24 protein-coding genes are annotated in these 22,377 nt (G+C 71.8%); 7 read left to right on the top strand and 17 right to left on the bottom strand.

Annotation, left to right across the window (positions count from 1 at the left end; translation table 11 throughout):
• On the top strand, positions 1-567 hold a 567-nt coding region (locus G567_RS0120940; RefSeq protein ID WP_028929272.1), incomplete at its 5' end, for an IS630 family transposase.
• 84 nt (positions 568-651) lie between these two features.
• Here G567_RS0120940 and G567_RS32345 read toward each other — a convergent pair.
• Together G567_RS32345 and G567_RS0120930 are read right to left on the bottom strand one after the other, a co-directional pair.
• Positions 652-1,122 carry a hypothetical protein gene (locus G567_RS32345; protein ID WP_147201126.1) on the bottom strand — a complete coding sequence of 157 codons (471 nt, stop codon included), beginning with the start codon at positions 1,120-1,122 and terminating at the stop codon, positions 652-654.
• Between the two features lie 17 nt (positions 1,123-1,139).
• Positions 1,140-1,457 carry a hypothetical protein gene (locus tag G567_RS0120930; RefSeq protein WP_028931522.1) on the bottom strand — a complete coding sequence of 106 codons (318 nt, stop codon included), beginning with the start codon at positions 1,455-1,457 and terminating at the stop codon, positions 1,140-1,142.
• Between G567_RS0120930 and G567_RS0120925 the strand changes: the two genes are divergently transcribed.
• The gene (locus G567_RS0120925) at positions 1,426-3,081 is read left to right on the top strand and encodes a molybdopterin-dependent oxidoreductase (RefSeq protein ID WP_342662935.1); all 1,656 of its coding nucleotides are present in this window, start codon (positions 1,426-1,428) and stop codon (positions 3,079-3,081) included. The genes G567_RS0120930 and G567_RS0120925 overlap by 32 nt on opposite strands.
• Before the next feature lie 3 nt (positions 3,082-3,084).
• Here G567_RS0120925 and G567_RS30280 read toward each other — a convergent pair whose 3' ends face one another.
• The 9 genes from G567_RS30280 to shbA form a co-directional block, all read right to left on the bottom strand.
• Positions 3,085-3,327 (bottom strand): hypothetical protein, encoded by a 243-nt coding sequence (locus G567_RS30280; RefSeq protein ID WP_147201127.1) that lies wholly within the window; start codon positions 3,325-3,327, stop codon positions 3,085-3,087.
• A gap of 5 nt (positions 3,328-3,332) precedes the next feature.
• Positions 3,333-5,156: an MFS transporter gene (locus G567_RS30275; protein ID WP_084796311.1), complete on the bottom strand. Its 1,824-nt coding sequence runs from the start codon at positions 5,154-5,156 to the stop codon at positions 3,333-3,335.
• A 76-nt stretch (positions 5,157-5,232) separates the two neighbouring features.
• On the bottom strand, positions 5,233-6,054 hold the full coding sequence (locus G567_RS30270; RefSeq protein ID WP_281169691.1) for a spermidine synthase: 822 nt from the start codon (positions 6,052-6,054) through the stop codon (positions 5,233-5,235).
• Positions 6,055-6,098: 44 nt separating this feature from the next.
• A complete protein-coding gene (gene mltG, locus G567_RS0120905) occupies positions 6,099-7,292 on the bottom strand; it encodes an endolytic transglycosylase MltG (RefSeq protein ID WP_245585730.1) in 1,194 nt (397 codons plus the stop codon).
• A 104-nt stretch (positions 7,293-7,396) separates the two neighbouring features.
• Complete coding sequence (gene ruvX / locus G567_RS34930) at positions 7,397-7,831, bottom strand: Holliday junction resolvase RuvX (RefSeq protein ID WP_084796309.1); 435 nt, start codon at positions 7,829-7,831, stop codon at positions 7,397-7,399.
• Between the two features lie 34 nt (positions 7,832-7,865).
• Positions 7,866-10,529, bottom strand: coding sequence for an alanine--tRNA ligase (gene alaS / locus G567_RS0120895; protein WP_028931518.1), 2,664 nt, complete (start codon positions 10,527-10,529; stop codon positions 7,866-7,868).
• Between the two features lie 74 nt (positions 10,530-10,603).
• On the bottom strand, positions 10,604-10,900 hold the full coding sequence (locus G567_RS34925; RefSeq protein WP_028931517.1) for a hypothetical protein: 297 nt from the start codon (positions 10,898-10,900) through the stop codon (positions 10,604-10,606).
• Positions 10,897-11,310: a DUF948 domain-containing protein gene (locus tag G567_RS0120885; RefSeq protein WP_028931516.1), complete on the bottom strand. Its 414-nt coding sequence runs from the start codon at positions 11,308-11,310 to the stop codon at positions 10,897-10,899. Before G567_RS0120885 ends, G567_RS34925 begins: the two co-directional genes overlap by 4 nt.
• Before the next feature lie 74 nt (positions 11,311-11,384).
• Positions 11,385-12,050 (bottom strand): RNA polymerase sigma factor ShbA, encoded by a 666-nt coding sequence (gene shbA, locus G567_RS30265; protein WP_051233364.1) that lies wholly within the window; start codon positions 12,048-12,050, stop codon positions 11,385-11,387.
• A gap of 444 nt (positions 12,051-12,494) precedes the next feature.
• Here shbA and G567_RS32340 point away from each other — a divergent pair, with 444 nt between their 5' ends.
• Positions 12,495-13,187: a TetR family transcriptional regulator gene (locus G567_RS32340; protein WP_084796307.1), complete on the top strand. Its 693-nt coding sequence runs from the start codon at positions 12,495-12,497 to the stop codon at positions 13,185-13,187.
• Between the two features lie 51 nt (positions 13,188-13,238).
• Here G567_RS32340 and rocD read toward each other — a convergent pair whose 3' ends face one another.
• Both rocD and G567_RS0120865 read right to left on the bottom strand, forming a co-directional pair.
• A complete protein-coding gene (gene rocD, locus G567_RS0120870) occupies positions 13,239-14,462 on the bottom strand; it encodes an ornithine--oxo-acid transaminase (protein WP_037057800.1) in 1,224 nt (407 codons plus the stop codon).
• Positions 14,463-14,592: 130 nt separating this feature from the next.
• Positions 14,593-15,048 (bottom strand): Lrp/AsnC family transcriptional regulator, encoded by a 456-nt coding sequence (locus tag G567_RS0120865; protein WP_028931514.1) that lies wholly within the window; start codon positions 15,046-15,048, stop codon positions 14,593-14,595.
• 19 nt (positions 15,049-15,067) lie between these two features.
• Here G567_RS0120865 and G567_RS0120860 point away from each other — a divergent pair, with 19 nt between their 5' ends.
• A complete protein-coding gene (locus G567_RS0120860) occupies positions 15,068-16,297 on the top strand; it encodes an arginine deiminase (RefSeq protein ID WP_307724150.1) in 1,230 nt (409 codons plus the stop codon).
• A gap of 80 nt (positions 16,298-16,377) precedes the next feature.
• Positions 16,378-16,749, top strand: coding sequence for a DUF488 domain-containing protein (locus G567_RS0120855; protein WP_028931512.1), 372 nt, complete (start codon positions 16,378-16,380; stop codon positions 16,747-16,749).
• Between the two features lie 16 nt (positions 16,750-16,765).
• On the opposite strand, the gene hepT is transcribed toward G567_RS0120855, so the two are convergent.
• The 3 genes from hepT to G567_RS0120840 form a co-directional block, all read right to left on the bottom strand.
• Positions 16,766-17,158 (bottom strand): type VII toxin-antitoxin system HepT family RNase toxin, encoded by a 393-nt coding sequence (hepT, locus tag G567_RS0120850; protein WP_211223990.1) that lies wholly within the window; start codon positions 17,156-17,158, stop codon positions 16,766-16,768.
• A gap of 16 nt (positions 17,159-17,174) precedes the next feature.
• A complete protein-coding gene (locus G567_RS0120845) occupies positions 17,175-17,561 on the bottom strand; it encodes a nucleotidyltransferase domain-containing protein (protein ID WP_037057785.1) in 387 nt (128 codons plus the stop codon).
• Positions 17,562-17,633: 72 nt separating this feature from the next.
• On the bottom strand, positions 17,634-18,986 hold the full coding sequence (locus G567_RS0120840) for a replication-associated recombination protein A (RefSeq protein WP_028931509.1): 1,353 nt from the start codon (positions 18,984-18,986) through the stop codon (positions 17,634-17,636).
• 540 nt (positions 18,987-19,526) lie between these two features.
• Between G567_RS0120840 and G567_RS0120835 the strand changes: the two genes are divergently transcribed.
• Complete coding sequence (locus G567_RS0120835; protein ID WP_028931508.1) at positions 19,527-20,015, top strand: Lrp/AsnC family transcriptional regulator; 489 nt, start codon at positions 19,527-19,529, stop codon at positions 20,013-20,015.
• Positions 20,012-21,166, top strand: coding sequence for an aminotransferase class I/II-fold pyridoxal phosphate-dependent enzyme (locus G567_RS0120830; protein WP_028931507.1), 1,155 nt, complete (start codon positions 20,012-20,014; stop codon positions 21,164-21,166). Before G567_RS0120835 ends, G567_RS0120830 begins: the two co-directional genes overlap by 4 nt.
• 9 nt (positions 21,167-21,175) lie before the next feature.
• Here G567_RS0120830 and G567_RS30255 read toward each other — a convergent pair whose 3' ends face one another.
• Positions 21,176-22,366, bottom strand: a complete 1,191-nt coding sequence (locus G567_RS30255) for a hypothetical protein (protein ID WP_037057784.1) — start codon at positions 22,364-22,366, stop codon at positions 21,176-21,178.
• Positions 22,367-22,377 lie beyond the last annotated feature (11 nt).

Genomic DNA, 22,377 nt, shown 5'->3' with positions numbered 1-22,377 from the left:
GTGTGCATGGACGAGAAGCCCTACCGACTCCTGGCCGCCGCCCGCGACCCGATCCCCGCCGCCCCCGGGCACGACCGTCGAGAAGATTCCGAGTACGTCCGCCACGGCACCTGCTCGATCTTCGTCTGGGTCGAACCCCTGCGCGGCCGGCGCCGCGTCGACGCCCGACCGCAGCGAACCAAGACCGACTGGGCCCGCCAGGTGCACCACCTGCTCATCCACGACTACCCCGACGCCGAGACCGTCGTGCTGGTCATGGACAACCTCAACACCCACACCATCGGCTCGCTCTACGAGACCTTCGACCCCGCCACCGCCTTCGACCTGGCACAACGACTGGAGATCCATCACACCCCCCGACACGGCTCCTGGCTCAACATCGCCGAGATCGAACTCTCGGCGCTGACCGGCCAGTGCCTGCACCGGCGCATCACCGACCTCGACACCCTCAACATCGAACTCGCCGCCTGGCAACACACCACCAACGCCGATCAGCGCCAGGTCGACTGGCAGTTCACCACCGCCGACGCCCGCATCAAACTCCGCCACCTATACCCCAAGAGATAGCAGCGACGGTCTACTAGTCGCGTCCGTGCGGGCAGCGTCAGCCGGCAGGGCCCTGATGGCTGTGGCGCACCGTACGCGGACTGCTCACCGGCGACGCCCGTAGAGGATCCCCAGGACGGCGCCGGCGAGTGCCCCGGCAAGAAGGTCCCGCAGTGGCCCGTCGGGAGCCGTGGGCGGCCGGTGGCGAGGATATCCGCCGCCCGGCGCCGAACGTCCCGGCAGCCCACTGTCCGATGGGCGCTCGACGGCGGCCGGTCGGGGGTCGACGTGCCTGCCTGACGTCCAGATCTCGCGCCACCGGTCGACCTGGTTCTCGATCACGTCGGGGTCGATCCCGGGCTGCGTCCGGCTGCGGAACCGGACCCCCTGCAGATGCACCCGTTCACGTTCGAGCGGGGCCGGCAGCGGTCCGAGCGTCGGGCGCTCCCGCTGGTACCGCCCGGTCTCGCTCGTCGAGGCCCCCGGGCCATGGCCGCCCATGACGTGCGCACGGGCGCGCGCCACCGCCGCCTGCGGATCCTCGTCGGGCCCGGCGGGCCGCCCCGATGCGGGCACGGCCGCGCACCCCGGCATCAACGGCCGCACCCGGAAAGCGCGTCGCGGATCCGGTCCACCATGCCGGCACCCGGGGCCAGCGCGGCCAGCGCGCCGCCCTCGGACGGAGCCGACGGGTGCGGACGGGTCGGCGCGATGTCCTCGGTCTGCTCGACCCTCCTGCCTAGTTCCTGCAACGTCTGCTCGGCCTCGTCATGCTCGCTCACCTCGTGGTCGGCGATCTCGTCGCCGCCCGGCACGTGCTCGCGGGTCGCGGGACAGAGGTGGATCTCCTCCTCGCGGGGCTGGCGGGTCAGGAACGCGATGATGGCGGCCTGTCCGTTCGGGGTGCTCATGGTCGGCTCCTACCCGGGAGGGCAGCGGGCAAACGTCGGCGTCCCGCGGAAGCCGCACGGTTGTCCGGGCGGGAAGCGGGTACGGGTCGAATCGACCCCTCGCGCCATCGCCCCGGAGGACGCCGTGCAGCCGGACCCGCCGCACTACCCCTTGTTCGTGGTCATCACGCATGCGCTGAACATCCTGTTCCTGCTGATGCTGGGCCGCTCGGGTCTCGGCGTGCTCTCCTCGTTCCCCAAGCTGTACTGGAACGACGGGTGCCCGCCCGGCCGGGAGTGGGCACGGTTCTCCCGGCGCGCCTACGGCGCCGACTCCCGGCGACCGTGGACCTCGCTGGACGAGGAGGAGTCCTGGAACCCGGTGGTCACCATGCCCGGCGGCAAGAACCTGGGCCTCAGCCGGCACTGGCACTTCATGACGCTGCACTTCTGGATCGCGACCGGGCTCGTCTACCTCGCGCTCGTGTTCATCTCCGGGTACTGGATCTACCTCGTGCCCACCAGCTGGTCGCTCGTCCCGGACGCCATCGAGACCATCGGTACCTACCTGCACTTCGAGCTGCCCGAGCCACTACCGGGTCAGCCGTTCAACGCGACGCAGAAGCTCGCCTACTTCTCGGTCGTCTTCCTGCTGGCGCCGCTGCAGATCGCCACCGGGGCGGCGATGTCGCCCTCGGTGATCGCCCGGTTCCCCTGGTACGCGAAGATCTTCGGGGGCAAGCAGGGCGCCCGCAGCATCCACTTCCTCGGGATCTGCGCGTTCGTCGGCTTCGTCCTCGTCCACACCCTGATGGTCGTCCTCCACGGGCTCCCCAAGGGACTCGCCAAGATCATCCTGGGTAGCGAGCAGGCCAGCCACACCCTCGCGGTGGCGATCGGCTCGGCCGTGCTGTTCGCGATCGTGGTCATCCACGTGCTGCTGACGATGTTCGCCCGGCTACGGCCGCGTACCACACAGCACCTGCTGGGCTACGTGGTGGCCCCCTTCGAGGGCGGCCTGTCCCGGATCTTCACCTCCCACCAGCGCTACCGCCGCTCTGACGTGTCCGGCTACCACCGGGTCAACGGCTACCCGCCGGTCGACCCGGGCTACGAGCAGATGGCCGCGGACGGCTTCCGCGACTACCGGCTGCCGGTCGGGGGGCTGGTCGAGAATCCGGTGTCGCTGTCGCTTCCCCGGCTGCGCGAGCTCGGCTGGGCGACCCAGATCACCAACCACAACTGCATCCAGGGCTGGAACTCCATCGCCGAATGGGCCGGGGTGCCCCTCGGCGCGCTGCTCGACCTGGTGAAACCACGACCGGAGGTCACCCACGTGGTGTTCTACGCGATGGACGACAAGGGCCTCACCGAGGGCGAGGGCCGCTACGGGTACTACTACGAGGCGCTGCCGATCTTCCTGGCCCGACGCACCCAGTCGCTGCTGGCGCTGGAGATGAACGGCGGACCGCTCCCGATCGAGCACGGCGCGCCGCTGCGGGTGCGGGTCGAGACCCAGCTCGGCTACAAGATGGTGAAATGGATCAAGGTCGTCGAGTTCGTCGACGGGGTCTCCGCGATCGGCCTGGGTCAGGGCGGGTACCGGGAGGACCAGCTGTACTACGCCAACGCCGCCGCCATCTGACCGCTACCCGCGGAATCCGCTGCGGGGTCGGTGCACAATCCCGCCGAGCAGCGCGAGCAGACCCAGCGGGGGACCCGGACGGCCGCGGTCGAGCTGGCGGACCAGCCGCTGGGCCTCCTCGGCGCCAGCGGTGCACGCGCGCCCTCCCCCGCCGCACCCGCGGGCACACGTCCACATCACGGTGTCGCCGGCGGCCCGGAAGTCCCATCTGCAGCCGAGCACCCGGCAGGCGACGGGGCGAGACATCGCGGTCACCGTCCCCCCGTGCCGAGTCGTTCCTGCTCCGAGGTCGCCGCCCCGAACCTGGCCCGACCGGCCCGGACGATCCGGTGTTCGGCGAGGCCCGCGCGGAGCGCCTGGCGGAACCGGCCGGGTCCCCAGTAGCGCGATCTCACCCGCCGGCTCAGCTCGCTGCGGGTGGCCGGGCCGCCCTCGGCGAGGGCACGCACCAGGATTTCCAGCTCGCCGGCGATCTCCCGGTCCGGTCCCTCGGGGCCCATCGCCATCGGCAGTCCGCTGTAGCCGTGGGACGGCCGGTAGGACCTGCCCGCGGCGCCGGCCCCGGCCGCGTCCGGGCGCGCCGGATGCCCGGCAGCAGGGCCTCGGCCCCGCTGCGCCTCCTCCTGCTCGCGCGCCTCCTGCACGGACAGCGGCGCGGCGATGCCCTCCAGCGAACGTTTCTCGGTCGCGAGCCCGAGGAAGTAGTGCACGATCCCGGCCGCGATCATCACCGTTGCACCGACGAGGTAGCCGTAGAAGAGGTTCGTCCGGGTCTCGGTCGCGATGAGGTTGCCGAAGAAGATCGGGCCGAGGATCCCGCCGATGGCGGTGGCGATCGCGTAGAAGAAGGCGATGACCATCGCCCGGATCTCCATCGGGAACGTCTCGCTCACCGTCAGGTAGCCGGCGCTGGCCGCGGCCGAGGCGAAGAAGAAGATCACCACCCAGCCGGCGGTGAGCAGGACGACGGTGAGCAGCCCGGCCGAGAACAACCATCCGACGAGGACCGTGAGCAGCCCGGACAGGATGAACGTCCCGGGGATCATCACCCGCCGTCCCCAGTTGTCGAACAGCGGGCCCAGCAGCAGCGGCCCGAGAAAGTTGCCGGCCGCGAACGGGATCAGGTACAGGCCCACGGTTGCCGGGTCGATGCCGTAGAAGGTGGTCAGCATCAGCCCGTAGGTGAAGAAGATGGCGTTGTAGAGGAACGCCTGCGCGCCCATCAGCGAGAAGCCCACCACCGCACGCTTCGGGTAGAGGACGAAGACGGTCTTGGCGATCTCGACGAAGCCGACCGCCTCCCGCTGCCGCAGCGACATCTCCTCGGTGGCCTCCGGCAGCGGCTCGTCGACCTCCTCCTCAACCTGCGACTCGATCCCTCGGGTCACCCGCTCGGCCTCCTCGGCGCGGCCGTGGGTGAGCAACCACCGGGGGCTCTCCGGGACGAACAGCCGCAGCAGCAGGATCCCGATCGCCAGCAGCGCGCCGGTCCCGAAGGCGATCCGCCAGCCCAGGTCGGACGGCAGGGAGGTGAGGTACAGATAGCCGAGCGACGCGGCGAGCAGCGCCCCGAGCCAGTAGCTGCCGTTGATCGCCAGCGAGATCCGCCCGCGCACCCGGGCCGGCATCAGCTCGTCGATCGCGGAGTTGATGGCGGCGTACTCACCGCCGATGCCGAAACCCGTGATGAACCGGGCCACGGCGAACCAGAGGTACTCGTAACCCAGGCCGGCCGCCCCGGTGAGGCTGGTCGCGAAGACCCCGACCATGTAGACGCCCAGGGTGATCAGGAACAGCTTCTTGCGGCCGAACTTGTCGGTGAGGTACCCCCAGAACAGTGCTCCGGAAATCGCCCCGAAGATGTAGATCGAGGCGGAGCCCGCCACCTGGACGGTCGAGAAGCCCAGGCTCTGGGTCAGCTGCGCACCGACCGCACCCTTGATCGTCACCTCGAGACCGTCGAGCACCCACACGGTGCCGAGCGACATGACGATCAACCAGTGCCATCGGACCCACGGCAGTCGGTCCATCCGGGCGGGGATGCGAGTCTGGACGACCTCGGTGCCTGCAGCCATGGCTTCTCCGTCGAGTTGCTCCGGATCAGTGGTCCCGGCTACCCGGCTCCCGGCGGCCCAAACGGTTCGACCACGTCTACGGCTGGGCCGAGCTGTCGGGCTGAGGCTCCGGCCTGCCGAAGAACCCCGGCGGCGGCACCGGCGACGGGCGGGCCGTCGCATCGGTCACCACCGGCGCCCCGGCGCAGAACCGACCCAACGCACGGCTGTGTTCGACCCTCGCCGGGAACGGATCGCCGGCCGCCGCTCTGATGAGCGCGGCCAGCGGTAGCGGCTCACGGCCCGCGACGAGCACGAGGTTGCCGAACCGGCGTCCGCGCAGCACGTCCGGGGCGGCGATCACGGCCAGCTCCGGCAGCGCCGCCCGCGCGGTCGCCACCTGCGATTTCGCGAACTCCAGCGGCGCACCGTCGGCCAGGTTCGCGGCGTACAGGCCACCGGGGGCGAGCACGCGTGCCGCCGCGCCGACGAACGCCACCGAGGTCAGGTGGGCCGGTATCCGCGCGCCCGCGAACACGTCGACGACGAGCACATCCACCGAGGCGTCCGGGACCCGCGCGAGCTCGGCGCGGGCGTCCCCGACGCGTACCTCCAGGCCGAGCCCGTCGGCGGGCAGCCGGGCGGCGATGAGCTCGGCCAGCGCGCCGTCGAGCTCGACGACCCGCTGCCCCGACCCCGGCCGCGTCGCAGCGACGTAACGCGGCAGGGTCCACGCGCCACCTCCCAGGTGGAGCACCCGCAGCGGAGCGGCGGGTGGGGCCGCGGCGTCGAGGACGTGGCCGAGGCGGCGGACGTACTCGAACTCGAGGTGCGTCGGGTCGGTCAGATCGACGTGTGACTGGGCGGTGCCGTCGACCAGCAACGTCCAGGACATGGGCCGGTCCGGATCCTCGACCAGCTCGGCGACGCCGTGGTCGACCTCGGAGCGGATGGACCGGGCGATCAGAACGCCCCGTTGGCGATGGCTTGGCGCACGTTCTCCTCGTGCTCGCCCAAAGAGGTGCTGAAACACGACGTACCGGCCTGCTCGCAGCGCACGAAGAACGTCCACGGGCCCGGCTGCGGGGCGAGCGCCGCGGCCACCGCGGTCTTGCCCGCGGCGGCGATGGGCGTCGGGGGCAGCCCGGTGACCGCGTAGGTGTTGTACGGGCCCACCTGCGCCCGCGCCGCCGCGGTGGTCCGCAGCGCCTGCACGTCGAGCGGATAATTCACCGTGGAGTCGAGTTCGAGCCGCTGGCCGGCATCGAGCCGGTTGTAGACCACCCTGGCCACCTTGGGCATATCCGGCGTGATCGCCTCCTTCTCCACCAGCGACGCGACCACCAGGACCTGGTAGGGATCGAAACCCATCGCGCGGGCGTCGTCGGCGATGCCGGTGGACTCCAGCCGGGCCACCGAGACCGCGAGCACGCCGCGGAGCACCTCGACCGCCGGCGTGCCCGGCGCGATGTCGTAGACGCCCGGCATGAACAGGCCTTCCAGCCGACGGGCCGGGTCGGCGCGGCGGACGTCCTGGACGGCCCAGTCCGGGACGCCCAGTTCGGCGGGGTCGGTCTCGGCCATCACCTGCCGCAGGTCCTCGACCCCGACGCAGCGTCGCTGGCCGTCGAAGACCGCGCAGCTGGCCTGGGCGATCAGGCTGAGCACGCCGGGGGTCACGGCGCCGTTCGGCGCGCGCGTGTCGTCGAGCTGGACGCCGCCCCGGATGTCGAGGTGCCCGACCCGCGACGCCGGGTCCAGCAGCATGCTGACCGCCGCCGCACCCGACATCTTCCGGTGCATCTGGTAGTAGCCGGGCTGTACCGAACGGATCCGGCCGTTGCGCGCCGCGGCGCTGGTGAACGCCTTGGCGTTGGCCACGACCCCACGGTCGGCGAGCATCTCCCCGATCCGCGTGGTGGAGTCGCCGTCGAGCACCCGGACCACGACGTGGCCCTCACCGGTGCCCTCGTAGTCCTCGTTGAACCACCCGAGCAGGATGGCGCCACCGCCGGCCCCGATGCCGAACAGCACGAGCAGGGCCAGTGCGACGATGCCGGCCCGGCGGCGACGGCGGCGGGCCCGGGCTCGCATCTCGGCTCGCCGGGCGGCGAGCTGGGCGAGGCGGGTCGGGACGGTGGTCACCCGCTCGCTCACGGATCGGCCACAGCGGGGTGACGAGCGGGGTTCACAGCCCGGCAGCGTATCGGCATGGCGCCTGCCCGGCTCGGCCGAGGCTCGACAAGATCGACTTCCCGGGATCAGCGACGCTGCGCATCGAGCCAGCCCTGCAGGATGCCGACCGCCGCGACCTGGTCGACCACTGCCCGCTGCTTGCGCGCCTTGATTCCGCGGTCGCGCAGCTGCCGGGTGGCGACCACGGTGGTGAGCCGCTCGTCGGCCAGTGCGACCGACACGTCGAGCACGCCGGCCAGCCCGGCCGCGAACGCCTGCGCCGCCTTGGCCGCGGGTCCTTCGCGGCCGGCCAGGGTCCGTGGCAGCCCCACGATGACCTGCACGACCTCGTGCTCCGCGACCAGATCGGCGATCGCGCGCAGATCGGCCCCGCCCCCCGCGTCGCGCGGCACGGTCGTGAGCGGAGTCGCCAGCACCCCATCGGGGTCGCTCAGCGCGACGCCGATCCGCACCGTCCCGACATCGATCCCGAGCCGGCGCCCGCGGCCGGGCCCGCTCACCGCATTCCCCGCATCCACATGGTGGCGGCCCGGATCAGGCGGCCGCGACGGCGCCGCGCAGCGCGTCGATCGCCGCCGGGATCCCCGAGGGGTCGCCGCCACCGCCCTGAGCCAGATCGGGTTTGCCGCCACCGCGACCGCCGACGGCCGGGGCGAACGCCGGGATGAGCTTCCCCGCCGCCACCCCCCGGTCCCGGGCGGCCGCCGTGGTGGCCACGACGAACGAGACCTTGTCGCCATCGGCGGAGAACAGCGCGACCACCCCCTGGCGAGTCCCCAGCCGTCCGCGGATATCGGTGGCCAACGCGCGCAGGTCGGTGCCGCCAAGGCCCTCCGGCGCGGCGACGGCCACCAGCGCGATCCCGTTCACGTTCTCCGCCGCGTCGGCCAGCGAACCCGCCGAGGCCAGCAGCGCGTCGGCGCGCACCTTCTCCAGTTCCCGTTCGGCGGCCCGAAGCCGCTCGACGATCCCCCCGATGCGCTCGGGCAGCTCCTCGGGCCGGGCCTTGAACTGCTCGGCGAGCTGGGAGACGAGCACATGCTCGCGGGCCAGGAAGCGGAACGCGTCGAGCCCGACGAGGGCCTCCACGCGCCGGACGCCGGACCCGATCGAGGCCTCCGACAGCAGCTTGACCAGCCCGAGCTGTCCGGAACGATGCACGTGGGTGCCGCCGCAGAGCTCGCGGGAGTAGTCCCCGATCTCCACGACCCGCACCGCGTCGCCGTACTTCTCGCCGAACAGCGCGAGGGCGCCGATCCGGCGGGCCTCCTCCTGGCTCGTGACGAACGCGCGCACCTCGTGGTCGTCGGTGAGCACGGCGTTCACCTCGTCCTCGACCTCGGAGAGCACCGAGGCGGGAACCGCCCCGCCGGGCGAGGTGAAGTCGAACCGCAGCCTGCCGGGCGCGTTGAGCGAACCGGCCTGGGCGGCGGCGTCCCCGAGGTGCCTGCGCATCCCGGTGTGCACCAGGTGGGTCGCCGAATGCGAGCGCGAGATCGCGGCGCGCCGGGAGGTATCGACCTCGGCGTGGACGACCGCGTCGACGGTGGCCTCGCCCTCGTCCACCGTGCCGCGGTGCACGATCAGGCCGGTGACCGGCGACTGCACGTCGGTGACGGTGATGGCGAACCCGTCGCCGCGGACGACGCCGGTGTCGGCCTGCTGGCCGCCGCCCTCGGCGTAGAACGGGGTGCGGTCGAGCACGACCTCCACCGCGCTGCCGGCGCCCGCCGCGGGCACACCCGCACCGTCGGCGATCAGCCCGACGATGCGCGCCTCGGCGACCAGGTCGGTGTAGCCGAGGAACTCGGTGCCGCCACCGGCGTCCAGGACGGCGCGGTAGGCCTGCGCGTCGCCGTGCCCGGTCTTGCGCGCGGCGGCGTCGGCCTTGGCCCTGGCCCGCTGCTCGGCCATCAGCGTGCGGAAGCCCTGCTCGTCGACGGTCAGGCCGGCCTCGGCGGCCATCTCGAGGGTGAGGTCGATCGGGAAGCCGTAGGTGTCGTGCAGCTGGAAGGCCTTGTCCCCGGCCAGCTGGGTGCCGCCACCCGCCTTCGTCGCGGTGACCGCCAGATCGAAGATCCGCGAGCCCGCGGTGAGCGTGGTGAGGAAGGCCTCCTCCTCCGCACGGACGACCGCGGAGATCCGCTCGAAGTCGGTGACGAGCTCCGGGTAGGACGGGACCATCGCGTCCCGGACGACCTCGGCGTAGGAGTTCAGGACCGGCTCCCGGACGCCGAGCAGCCGCGAGGAACGCACGATCCGGCGCAGCAGCCGGCGCAGGACGTAGCCGCGGCCCTCGTTGGACGGCGTCACCCCATCACCGATGATCATGACGCCGGACCGGGCATGGTCGGCGATGACCCGGAACCGCACATCATCGTCGTGGTCGGCGCCGTAGCGACGGCCGGAGAACTCCTCGGCGCGGGCGATCACGGGGCGCACGAGGTCGGTCTCGTAGACGTTCTCGACGCCCTGGAGCAGATACGCGACCCGTTCGACGCCCATCCCGGTGTCGATGTTCTTGCTCGGCAGTTCCCCGATCGGCGGGTACCCGTCCTTGGGGGACAGCTCGTCGCGCACGTCCTGCATGAACACGAGGTTCCAGATCTCCAGGTACCGGTCCTCGTCGACGACCGGGCCGCCCTCGGCACCGTGCTCGGGCCCCCGGTCGAAGTAGATCTCCGAGCAGGGCCCGCCGGGCCCGGGAACGCCCATGTCCCAATAGTTGTCCTTGCCGCTGCGGCGCTGGATCCGCTCGGCGGGGATGCCCGCGATGGAGCGCCACAGCTCGGCGGCCTCGTTGTCGTCGAGGTAGACGGTGACCCAGATCCGGTCCGGGTCGAACCCGTAGCCCCCCTCGGACTGCGGTCCCGTGACCAGCTTCCAGGCGTGCTCGATCGCACCGGCCTTGAAGTAGTCGCCGAAGGAGAAGTTGCCGGCCATCTGGAAGAACGTGTTGTGCCGGGTGGTCCTCCCGACCTCGTCGATGTCGCCGGTGCGCACGCATTTCTGGATCGAGGTGGCCCGCGGGTAGGGCGGCGGCGCCTCGCCGAGGAAATACGGCTTGAACTGCACCATGCCGGCGTTGACGAACAGCAGGGTGGGGTCGTCGAGGATCAGCGACGCGCTGGGCACGCGGGTGTGCCCGGCGGCGGTGAAGTACTCGGTGAACCGGCGGGCGATCTCATGGGTCTGCACGGGGCGAACGGCTCTCTGCGGGATACGGACGTCGGATGCGGCGGCGGCAGGGCGGCCACCGGCCGGGGACCGGTCTACCGCCCCGCCCGGCGCGCTCGCGGGGTGGGTTCCTCGGTCAGCGCGTCGGCCAGCGTCGGGACGGGGGTGCCGGTCTGCCGCTCGACGAGATCGGCGAGCTCCCGTTCGCGGGTCATCATCCCGGCGCGCACCTCGGCGCCGAAGGCGCCCAACCCCGCCCCGAGCTCGCGCAGCCCGTCGGCGATATTGGCCCCGAGCCCGGCCGGGGTGAGGTTCTGTGCGGCCTGCGAGGCGCGGCGGGTGGCGTAGGCTCCCGCCGCGAGCCCGATACCGAGCCAGAACAGCCGCTTCACTTCTTCCTCCGCCGCGTGCCGCGAACACCCGCGCGCAGCGCGTGCGCACCGGCTTCCTTGCCTGCCCTGCGCGCCTTGATGGCCTTGCTCAGACCGTAGGAGAAAGCGGCGGCCCGCACCAGCGGGCCGCCCAGCGTCGCGGTGAACAACGACGTCAGCACCGAGACGTTGCTCGAGACCGTGCGGGCGCTGGAGGTGATGCCGTCGACCCGTTCCAGCTGGGTGTTGACCTGGTGCAGCGTGGTCTGCGCGTCGGTCAGCAGCGGGGCGCTGCCCTCATGGGCCTTGCGGATCGCGACGGTCGCCTCGTCGAGGGTGCGGCCGAGCTTTACCAACGAAACCACCAGGAACACCACGAGGACCACGAAGGCTCCTGCGGCGATCAGCGCGGCGATCTGACCAGCCGACACGTGCCCTCCCTGTGCCCGATCGACAACGGTGAGTTGATCGCCGGACAGGGTACCCCCAGTGGCCAGCGGAGGGCTCAGCCGACCCAGGAGTCGACCGGTTCGAGACCTTCGGTGACCTCGCCGGTGGCCGGGCGCGCCAGCTGCCGGTCGAGCAGGTACTCGCGCAGCCGTCCGAGCGCGCGGTGCTGGGTCACGCGAACCGCTCCCGGTGTCGAGCGCACGGCCTCCGCCGTCTCCTCGGCGTTGAGGCCCACCGCCAACCGCAGCACGATCACCTCCCGTTGGCGCGGGGTCAGGATGTGCAGCAGCTCCCCGACCCACTCACCGAGCTCCCTGGACAACACCCGGTTCTCCGGCCCGCGGTCGCCGACCACGGCGTCGGGGACCTCGGCGACGGGCTCGGACCGGTTGCGCCCGATCGCCCGATACGCATCGGTCACCTTGTGCGCGGCGATGCCGTAGACGAAGGCCCGGAAGGACAGACCCTTGACCGTGTACGTGGGCAGCGCGCTGACCACGGCCAGGCATACGTCCTGAGCGACGTCGTCGGCGGAGCCGACCGGGGTCTCCTGACGGCCGAGCCTGGCGCGGCAGTAGCGCAGCACCAGGGGGTGGATCTCGGTGAGCAGCGCGGCGCGGGCAGCGGGATCGCCGACGACCGCATCCCCGATGAGCGATTCGAGCCGGGTCGCGACGCCGGGGGCCGCCGTGGATCTACTGGCCTCATTGGCCTCGGCGATCTCGGCGCCGTCGACCGGGGCGCCGGAGCGGTCCGACACCGCTGAGGTGCCGGCGGAGGGATCCCCGGCCCCCTTGGTCTCCCGGGGCCGGGCTGCTGTGGCTGGAGTGCCGGACGTGCCGTTGAACCGGTGGCCAGCGGTCGCGGTCATCTTCGGGTTCCCCTCCCCACGCCCCGGCCGAGCCGGCCGGTATCGTGGTCCCCAGCTCGACCGCCGCCGTCTGCCGGCGACACCCGGAGGCTGTGGCCAGTGCCGGGGATACCGGACGGCCGCTCTGATGCGTTCAGGTCCCGGCGATCGGCGTGACCGACATCCCCGTCGTGCCTGAAGGCCGCTGTGCCCTGCGTCCTTCAGTTGCTTGCACTACTTGCAGCAATAAGCAGTTTGGGTGATACCCAAGTTGGAGTCAAGAGAGATTGGGCCCGAAGTCATTACTCTCCGCAGATGAAGGACGCCCGAGATACTCGAATGGGTGACGCCCACACTCGGGCTGCGCGCACAAAGCGTGACCGTACGCGTCGGGCGTTACTCGATTCCGCAGCTGCGGCATTCAGCGCCAGAGGCTGGCTGCAGACGCGGGTGGAGGACGTCGCCGCGGCCGCCGGGGTCAGCACCGCGACGGCCTACAACCACTTCCCCACCAAACATGCCCTGATCGGGCACGTCTACGCCCCGCTCGTCGGGCCCGTCCTCGCGCAGGCGGCAATCGACCTGGACCAGGGTCGTCCGGTCGTCGACGCGCTGATCGACCACATCGGCGCCCTGACGAGGGTCTGCTGGCGGTATCGGGCCCTCACCGCGGCGTTCTGCGCGGCGGCGCAGGACTACACGATCCGGGTCGGGGGCCCACCCCGTCCCGACGACGAGCAGGACCCACGGATCCTCGTCCCGCTGACCTCGGCGATACACGGCCTCGTCACCTACGGCCAGCTCGCCGGAGCGCTGCACGCCTACCCGCCGGCCACCGAGATCAGCGGATTCATCATCAACCTGCTCCTGATCCGCAGCATCAACCGGCCGCACGAACCCCACGAGCAGGCCGCGGAGCTCCTGCTCACGATGCTGTTCGGCGCTCTGCGCCCCGAACTGCTGGTCGCCGGGGGAGCCGCGGGCCGGCCGTTCCGCCGCACCGGATGATCCTTCTCGATGCTGTCGCTCCGCGCTGCTCGTTCGCTCCGCAGGCTCCCCTCAGCCCAGCTCCCGCACCACCGCGGTCACCGCGTCGAGGGCGCCGTCGAGCTCCTCGGCAGTGATCACCAACGGCGGGGACAGCCGGATCGTCGAGTCGTGGGTGTCCTTCACCAGCACCCCGCGGGCGCACAGCCGTTCACAGACCTCGCGGCCGGTGCCCAGCGCGGGGTCGATGTCGATTCCGGCCCACAGCCCGATACCCCGCGCGCTCAGCACCCCCTGCCCCACCAGTTCACCCAGCCGCGCGTGCATCCTGGCGCCGAGGGCCCGGGCCCGCTGCAGCATCGAGCCCTCGCGCAGCAGCTCGATCACCGCACGTCCGACGGCGCAGGCCAGCGGGTTGCCGCCGAAGGTGCTGCCGTGCTGGCCCGGCCGCAGCACGCCGAGCACATCGGCGTCGGCGACCACGGCGGACAGCGGGAGGATCCCGCCGCCGAGGGCCTTCCCGAGCAGATAGACGTCGGCGTCGGCACCGGCGGCACGGGTCGCGAGAACATGCCCGGTGCGGCCCAACCCGGACTGCACCTCGTCGGCGATGAACAGCACGTTCGCCGCGGTGCACGCCTCCCGGACCGCCGGCAGGTAGCCCGCGGGCGGCACCACCACCCCGGCCTCCCCCTGCACCGGCTCGAGCAGCACCGCGACCGTCTCGGGGGTGATCGCCGCCCGCAGCGCGTCGGCGTCCCCGTAGGGCACCACGTCGAACCCGGGGGTGAAGGGGCCGAACCCGCCGCGCGCCTCGGGATCGGTCGAGAAGCCGACGATCGTGATCGTGCGGCCGTGGAACCCCCGCGCGGCGACCACGATCCGGGCCCGGTCCGCCGGCACGTCCCGCACCTCGTAGCCCCATTTGCGGGCGAGCTTGAGCCCGCTCTCGACCGCCTCGGCACCGGTGTTCATCGGCAACACCATGTCCTTGCCGACGAGCGTGGCGAGCTCGGCGCAGAACGGACCGAGCTGGTCGCTGCCGAAGGCCCGGCTGGTCAGCGTCAGCCGCTCGAGCTGCCCGCGCGCCGCCGCGACCAGCCCGGGGTGGCCGTGCCCGAAGTTCAGCGCGGAGTACCCGGCAAGACAGTCGAGGTAGCGGCGCCCCTCGACGTCGGTCACCCACGCGCCGCGGCCCTCGGCGATCACGACGGGCAGCGGGTGGTAGTTGTGCGCCGAGTGTTCGGCCATCAGTTGCTCGTGCCAGCGCGTGGAGTTCTCCGCGGTCAGGGTCATGCGCACCTCCGGCAGGGACATCTCCCACGCTAGGAACGCTCTGCCACATCGACAACCGCGATCCATTGCCGGTCAACGGCGATTCGTTGCGTATCGCGGCTCATCCGGACCCGATCGTTGCGCGCGGCCGTCATGGCGGTGCGGTACCGGCCGCGCGGCGCAGCAACGGGGAGAGCACGAGCACCGACTTGGTGCGGGCCACGAACGGCTGCCCCCCGATCTGTTCCAGGACCCGTTCGAAGTGACGCATATCGGCGGCGAGGATGCGCAGCATCGCGTCGGCCTCACCGGAGATCGTGCTCGCCTCGACGACCTCGGCGAGCCCGTCGATCGCCGCCTTGATCGTCTCGGGTGGGGTGCTCGATCGGCAGTAGAGCTCGACGTACCCCTCGACCGTCCAGCCCAGCGCGTGCGGGTTCAGCAGCACGGTGAACCCGGTGATCGCGCCCCCACCGCGGAGCCGGTCCACCCGGCGTTTGACCGCGGACGCGGTCAGTCCGACGTGCGTACCCAGCTCGGCGTAGCTGCGCCGGGCGTCGTCCACCAGCAGCGCGAGGAGCCGTTCGTCGAGCCGATCCAGCCGCATGCGGCCATCATCGGCCACGATGGACGGCATGTACCGGGTGGACTCCGAGGTCGGCACGCTGCGCCAGGTCATCCTGCACCGGCCCGGGCTGGAGCTGAAGCGGTTGACCCCGGGCAACAAGGACCGGCTGCTGTTCGACGACGTGCTGTGGGTGCAGCGGGCCCAGGCCGAACACGACACCTTCGCCGACCTGCTGGGCGAGCGCGGGGTCGCGGTGCACCTGTTCGGCGATCTGTTACGCCGCACCCTGGAGATCACCGAGGCGAGGAAGTTCGTCCTCGACCGGATCTTCGACGACCGGATCTTCGGCCCGCTCGCCATCGACGCGCTGCGCAACTGCTTCGACGCCATGGACATCGACACGCTCGCCGATCACCTCGTCGGCGGTATCACCAAGCGGGAGGTGCTCGACCGGATCGCCGAGCCCCGTTCGATCGCCTTCCACGTCCTGCGCCCGGACGATTTCGTCCTCGAACCGCTGCCCAACCACCTCTACCCCCGCGACCCCTCGTCCTGGATCCATGGCGGCGTCGCGATCAGCAGCATGCGCAAGATCGCCCGGATGCGCGAGACGATCCACTACGAGGCGATCTACCGGTGGCATCCGCTGTGGGAGACGCAGCCGTTCAGCGTGTGGTCCGAGGGCGTGGGGGACGGCCCGGCGACCACCGAGGGCGGTGACGTCCTGGTTCTCGGCGGTGGTGCGGTGCTCGTCGGGCTGAGCGAACGCACCACACCCCAGGGTGTCGAGCGGCTGGCCCGGCGGCTGTTCGCCGGCGGCGAGGTCGACCGGATCGTGGCGGTCCGGGTGCCCCATACGCGGGCCCTGATGCATCTGGACACCGTGCTGACCATGGCCGATCCGGAGACCTTCGTGAAGTTCGCCGGGCTGGGCATGTTGCCGACCTACACCGTGCGCCCCGGCGACAGCGAGAAGGAGATGGCGGTGACCGACCACCCGCCCGAGGGCATGCACGCCGCGATCGCCGATGCGCTCGGGCTGGACTCGATCCGGGTGCTCACCGCCGAACAGGATGTGCACTCCGCCGAACGCGAGCAGTGGGACGACGGCTGCAACGTGCTCGCCGTCGCGCCGGGCGTCGTGGTCACCTACGAGCGCAATGTCACGACGAACACCCACCTGCGCCGGCATGGAATCGAGGTGCTCGAGATCCCCGGCGGTGAGCTCGGGCGCGGCCGCGGCGGGCCCCGGTGCATGAGCTGCCCGGTGCAGCGCGACCCGGCCTGACCCCGTCGAGAACGAACTCGTGGTGATCGAAACGCCCTGTTGATCACCGTGACCTCGTTGCCGTGCAGGAGGAGGACGATGTGACCACACCGCAGGTGCAGGTGCGCCGGATCTATCAGCCGGCCGCGGACGGCGACGGATATCGCGTGCTGGTGGACCGTCTCTGGCCGCGCGGGATCGCGAAGGACACGGCCGAGTTCGACGAGTGGTGCAAGGACGTCGCACCCTCGACCGACCTGCGGAAGTGGTACGGCCACGACCCGGACCGGTTCGCCGAGTTCGGCCGCCGCTACCGTGCCGAGCTCGGGCAGGCCGAGCCGTCCCGCGCGGTCGGACAGCTGCGGGCCCGTGCGCGGCAGGGGCCGGTCACGCTGCTGACCGCGACGAAGGACCCCGCGATCAGCGCGGCCGCGGTGCTCGCCGACGTGCTGCGCGAGCAGCCGGAACGCTGACCGGCACTCGACGCGCTCAGCGCCCGCCCGAGAGCCATCCCAGGACAGCGACAACGAAGTCGGCCAGGTCCGCCGGGTCGTCGAGGCGGTCGAGGACCACCTGATCATCGACGCCGACGTACTCGTGGACCAGAACGTTGCGGAATCCGACCGCCCGACCCACCCGATCAGCGAGGCCCGGCGGGAGAGCTCCATGCTTCCCCAAGAGACGCACGGCATCGCCGTTGTCGCGGGGTGGCCCCCACCCCTCGGACGCACAGACGTGCTGTGCAACATCGACACACGCTTCGATCGCCGTCACGAAGGTGTACTTGATGCCGCGCAGCCACAGCGGGTCGGCGCGGCGGGCCTCGCCTGCGGTGGCCTCGGCCCGCAGCACCGCGAGGTCATCGCTGACCGACCGGAGCAACCGCAGAATCCTCGCCTCATCGACCACGCAGCATGCTCTCCATGAACTCCCGATGGCTACGGCGAATGCGCGGCAGCTCGTCGGCATAGATCTTGCGGGTGGTCGCCACCCAGTGCACCCGGGCGGGCGGATCGTCGTCGAACAGGAGTACGCCGCCCAGCGCCACCCGCCCGGCCAGCTCCAGTGGAGCGTGGTTGAGCACCATCAGGTCGACGCATGGAGGAAGCAACACATCGAACGACTGCGGAGCCCGGCCCGGCCACCAGGCCGCGACGTCAACGTCGGAGTCGGGGCGACAGGCCCCACTCGCCCGGCTGCCGTGCAGGAACGCGAACCTCGCTCCGGCGCCGCGCAGGACGTCGATGATCTCACCACGCAGCGCGCCCGGGATCACAACGATCACAGCGATCAGTCTGGCACGCGACCGTCCTTCCTGCGTGTCCCACGAACCCGGGGCCCGGGCGGGCGGCTCCGGTCACTCCGGCCGCTCCCCGCGGACGGCCCGGCGCAGCTTCGGCAACCGCTCGGCGAGCACGCGCTCGGCTCCGTGCGTGGACGGCCGGTAGTAGTCGCGCCCCACCAGCGCGTCCGGCGGGTACTGCTGGGCGAGCACGCCGTCGGGGCTGTCGTGCGGGTACCGGTAGCCGACGGCGTTGCCCAGCTGCTGCGCCCCGGCGTAGTGCCCGTCGCGCAGATGCGCCGGGACGGCGCCGACCGCGCCGCCGCGGACATCGGCCATCGCCGCGTCGATGGCCGCGATCACGGCGTTGGACTTCGGCGCCGTGGCCAGGTGCAGCGTGGCCTGGGCCAGCGCGAGCCGCGCCTCCGGCATCCCGACGAGCTGCACCACCTGCGCCGCGGCCACGGCCGCCTGCAGCGCGGCGGGGTCGGCCAGACCGATGTCCTCGCTGGCGTGCACCATGAGCCTGCGCGCGATGAACCGGGGATCCTCCCCCGCGACGATCATGCGGGCCAGATAGTGCAGCGCGGCATCGGGGTCGGAGCCGCGGATGGACTTGATGAACGCGCTGATCACGTCGTAGTGCTGGTCGCCCGCGCGGTCGTAGCGCACCGCCACCTCGGTGACGGCGCGTTCCACCGCGGGCACGTCGATCACGCCTGCGCCGTCGGCCAGCACCCCGTCGGCGGCGGCCTCCAGCGCGGTGAGCGCGCGGCGCGCGTCGCCCGCGGCGAGCCGGACGAGGACATTCTCGCCCTCCTCGCTCATCGCCACCGCGCCACCGAGGCCGCGCTGGTCGGCGACCGCGCGGCGCAACAGCCCGCGCACATCGTCGGGGTCGAGCGAGTGCAGCGGCAGCACCAGCGACCGCGACAGCAGCGGCGACACCACCGAGAACGACGGGTTCTCGGTGGTGGCCGCGACGAGCAGCACCAGCCGGTCCTCCACGGCGCCGAGCAGCGCGTCCTGCTGGGTCTTGGAGAAGCGGTGCACCTCGTCGATGAACAGGACGGTCTGCTGGTCGAGCCGGTCGCGCCGACGCCGGGCGTCGTCGATCACGGCGCGCAGCTCCTTGACCCCGGACGACAGCGCCGAGAGCGCGACGAAATGCCTGCTGCCCACGCCGGCCAGCAGCCGCGCGATCGTGGTCTTCCCGGTGCCGGGCGGGCCGTAGAGCAGCACCGACGCCGCCGCCCCGCCCTCGACGAGACGGCGCAGCGGGGCCCCCGGCCGCAGCAGGTGACGCTGGCCGACGACCTCGTCGAGCGTCCGCGGGCGCATCCGGACGGCCAGCGGCGCGGTGGCCCGCACCGGGACGTCCTCCTCGGCCACCGGGTCGTCCAGCTCGAACAGCCCGTCCGTCTCCATGCTCATCGCCCCCAGCCTGCCACCCCGGTACGACGAGTTCGCCCGTCTGCCCCGGATGTCGGCCCGGAACGGCAGGCGCGAAGCGCCGGCCCGCACGGCCGGGCGGGGGTGGGCCCGCAGCAGCGGGGCGGCCCGGTCGAGCCCGACCACCCGCGCGACGGCCATCCTCAGCCGGTAGCGGCCGGGGGCGGAGTCGTAGTCGAACGGGACCCCTACCGCCCCATGATGCTCACCGGCCGATCGATACCAACCCTGACGCCGCGGCGATCGCTGACGCCCGCTGCGCTCCCCCGCCATCCCGCATGATCGCCGGTTGAGGGACATCCGCGCCGCGGGTGGCGCCGATGTCCCCGAAACGTTGATCACAGCCCGCGCGGCCCATACGTGCCACCGAATACCCCGGCTTCCCAATGAATGGGATCACATTTTCATATCTCAGGACAGTGGGGCAGGCTGAGGAGCGGCCGGAGCCCGCAACCGGGGCCGGTGCTGCGCGACGCCGTGCGTCGGCTGGCCGCGGCGGCGACGTAAGGTCGCAGGGTGCGGGAAATCCTCGAGTTGCTGGAGCGCGACGCCCGGCTGCCTCACGAGACGATCGCGACGATGACGGGGCTTCCGGTCGACGAGGTCACGGCCACGATCGCCGAATACGAGCAGGCCGGCGTCATCCGCCGCTACAAGGCGGTCGTGAACTGGGACGCCGTGGAGGGGCAGCATTCCGAGTCGGTGACCGCGTTCATCGATGTCTCGGTCGCGCCCGCCCGCGGGGTCGGTTTCGACGACGTGGCGTTGCGGATCTCCCGGTTCGACGAGGTGCGCAGTGTCTATCTCGTCTCGGGCAGCCACGACCTGCGCTGCACCGTGGTCGGCAGGGATATCCGGGCGGTGAGCGACTTCGTCAGCCAGAAGCTCTCCACCATCGACCGGGTGCGGTCCACCGCGACACATTTCGTGCTCAAGACCCACAAGCGCGACGGCGACGTGTTCGCCGAGCCCGAACCCGACCATCGGCTGCCGGTGACCCCGTGAAACCGCTCAACGAGGTGATCGCGGCCTGCCCGCCGTCGGGCATCCGGCGTTTCTTCGACATCGCCGCGGAGCTGGACGACGTCATCTCGCTGGGCGTCGGCGAGCCCGACTTCGTCACGCCATGGCGTATCCGCGAGGCCGGGATCTACGCCCTCGAACACGGCTACACCACCTACACGTCCAACGCCGGGTTGCCGCGGCTGCGCGAGCTCGTCTGCGCGGACCTCGCGAACCGGTACGACGCGCACTACGCGTGGGACTCCGAGTGCCTGATCACCACCGGCGTGTCCGAGGGCCTCGACCTCACCCTGCGGGTGCTGCTCAACCCGGGCGACGAGGTGATCGTCCCGGAGCCCTGCTACGTCGCGTACGAGCCGTGCGTCACCTTCGCCGGTGGCGCCGCGGTCCGGGTACCGACCCGCTGGGAGGACGGCTTCGCCATCGACGCCGCCACCGTGGCCGCCGCGATCACCCCGCGCACCAAGGCGATCCTCATCGGCTCGCCGGCCAACCCGACGGGTGCCGTGCAGCCGCGGCCGGCGCTGGAGGCGTTGGTTCGGCTGGCCGAACAGCACGACCTGTACCTGATCTCCGACGAGATCTACGACCGGCTCACCTACACCGGAACGCATACCTGTCTGGGCGCGCTGCCCGGAGCCCGCGAACGCACCGTCGTGCTGGGCGGATTCTCCAAGGCGCACGCGATGACCGGCTGGCGCGTCGGCTGGATCTGCGCGCCCCGGCCCGTCGCCGAACTGTGCGTGCGGGTGCACCAGTACACGATGCTGTGCGCGCCGCACGTCTCCCAGCTCGCCGCCGTCGAGGCGATGACCTCCGCCGAGGACGACGTCACCGAGATGGTCGCCGACTACGACCGGCGCCGGCGGGTGTTCGTGAAGGGCCTGCGCGAGATCGGGCTGGACTGTCCGGAGCCCGGCGGCGCGTTCTACGCCTTCCCGAGCATCCGCTCCTCCGGGCTGGACTCGGAGACCTTCGCCGAGCGGCTGCTCAGGCAGGAGGGGGTCGCGGTGGTGCCGGGCAGCGTGTTCGGTCCGTCCGGGGAGGGCCATATCCGCTGCTCCTACGCCACGGCGCTGCCGCTGCTGGAGGAGGCGCTGGGCCGGATCGACCGGTTCCTGCGCCGGGAGTGACCGGGTTGTTCAGCCCGCCCCGCGGAAGGCGGGGAACAGCGGCAGCGCGGCGGCGGCGAACCGCTCGCGCAGCGCGGCGGTGACGGCCACCGCGAGATCGGCGGTCGCGGTCAGCCCGTCGACGCCGTCGGCGGCCTCGGCGAGTCTGCTCCAGTAGTCGGTGAGCGCGATGCTGATCCGCGGCGAACGGCCGGCGTCGGGTCCGACGTAGCAGTCGCGGATCCGGATCCGCGGCAACAGCCACCAGGTGCACAGCCACACCCACAGCAGCTGCGCCTCGAGCAGTCTGCGCTCCAGCCGCACCGGGTCGTCGAGGTCGGGCCACACGGCGACGATCTCGTCGCGCCACGCCTCGAGCATCGCCTCGCCCATCCCGTCGGGCAGGGCGAAGCTCGCCTCGCAGCCGGGAAACGGCACCCGGAAGTACGCGGCGTCGAGGGCGACGTCGCGGAAGCAGCCCCCCTCGAAGTCGACGAACCGCACCCCGCGGCTGGTCACGAGGTTGTTGTCCGGGCAGGTGTCCGACGGGCTGAACGCGCGGTAGCGGGTCCCGCCCAGCAGCCGCGCCGTGGCGTGGGCCTGCCCGATGGCCGCGGCCGAGGGGGTCACGCCCAGCGCCGAGGTCAGCAGGTCGGGCAGTCCGGCGATCGCTGCGCGGGCGTCGTCGGCGACGGGGTCGCGCCAGGCCCGTTCCCCGAGCCTGCGCAGCAGCGCCCCGAAGTCGTTCTCGCGGCCCGCGGTCGCGGCCTGCATCCGCCCCAGCCCCCGCGCCCAGCTGAGCAGGCAGCGCTGCGCGCCCGCGGCGTCCGACCCGAACAGCTTGTCGGCGAGGGTGGAGCTGCGCCCGAGGTCCTCGAGCACCAGCAACCGGGTCTGCGGGTCGTAGGCGATGATCTCGGGACTGGGCCGGATGTCCGCGGGCAGCGCCGTGAACAGCTGACAGCTGGCCACCTCGTAGTGGAACGGGTCGGGCCGGTCGCGGTCGGGCTCGGCGATGTAGTGCTTGACGACCACTGTGCGCGGCATCGAGAACGGGTTGCGTGCCACCCGGGCCCTGGCGACCACCGACCGGTCGCTCCCGCCGAGATCCTCGGGGTCGGCCAGCACCACCGAGGAGCCGGAGCGGCGGGTGAGCAGGCGTTCCGCAGCGGCCAATGCGGCGAGTACGGGCCTGGGAAAGTCGGCCAGGTCACGAACCATCGTCGATGACC

Origin of the sequence: Pseudonocardia asaccharolytica DSM 44247 = NBRC 16224, assembly GCF_000423625.1 — a bacterium.
Classification (GTDB): domain Bacteria; phylum Actinomycetota; class Actinomycetes; order Mycobacteriales; family Pseudonocardiaceae; genus Pseudonocardia; species Pseudonocardia asaccharolytica.
The sequence above is the reverse complement of the archived record's forward strand: the minus strand, read 5'-3'. Positions and strand labels throughout refer to the sequence as shown.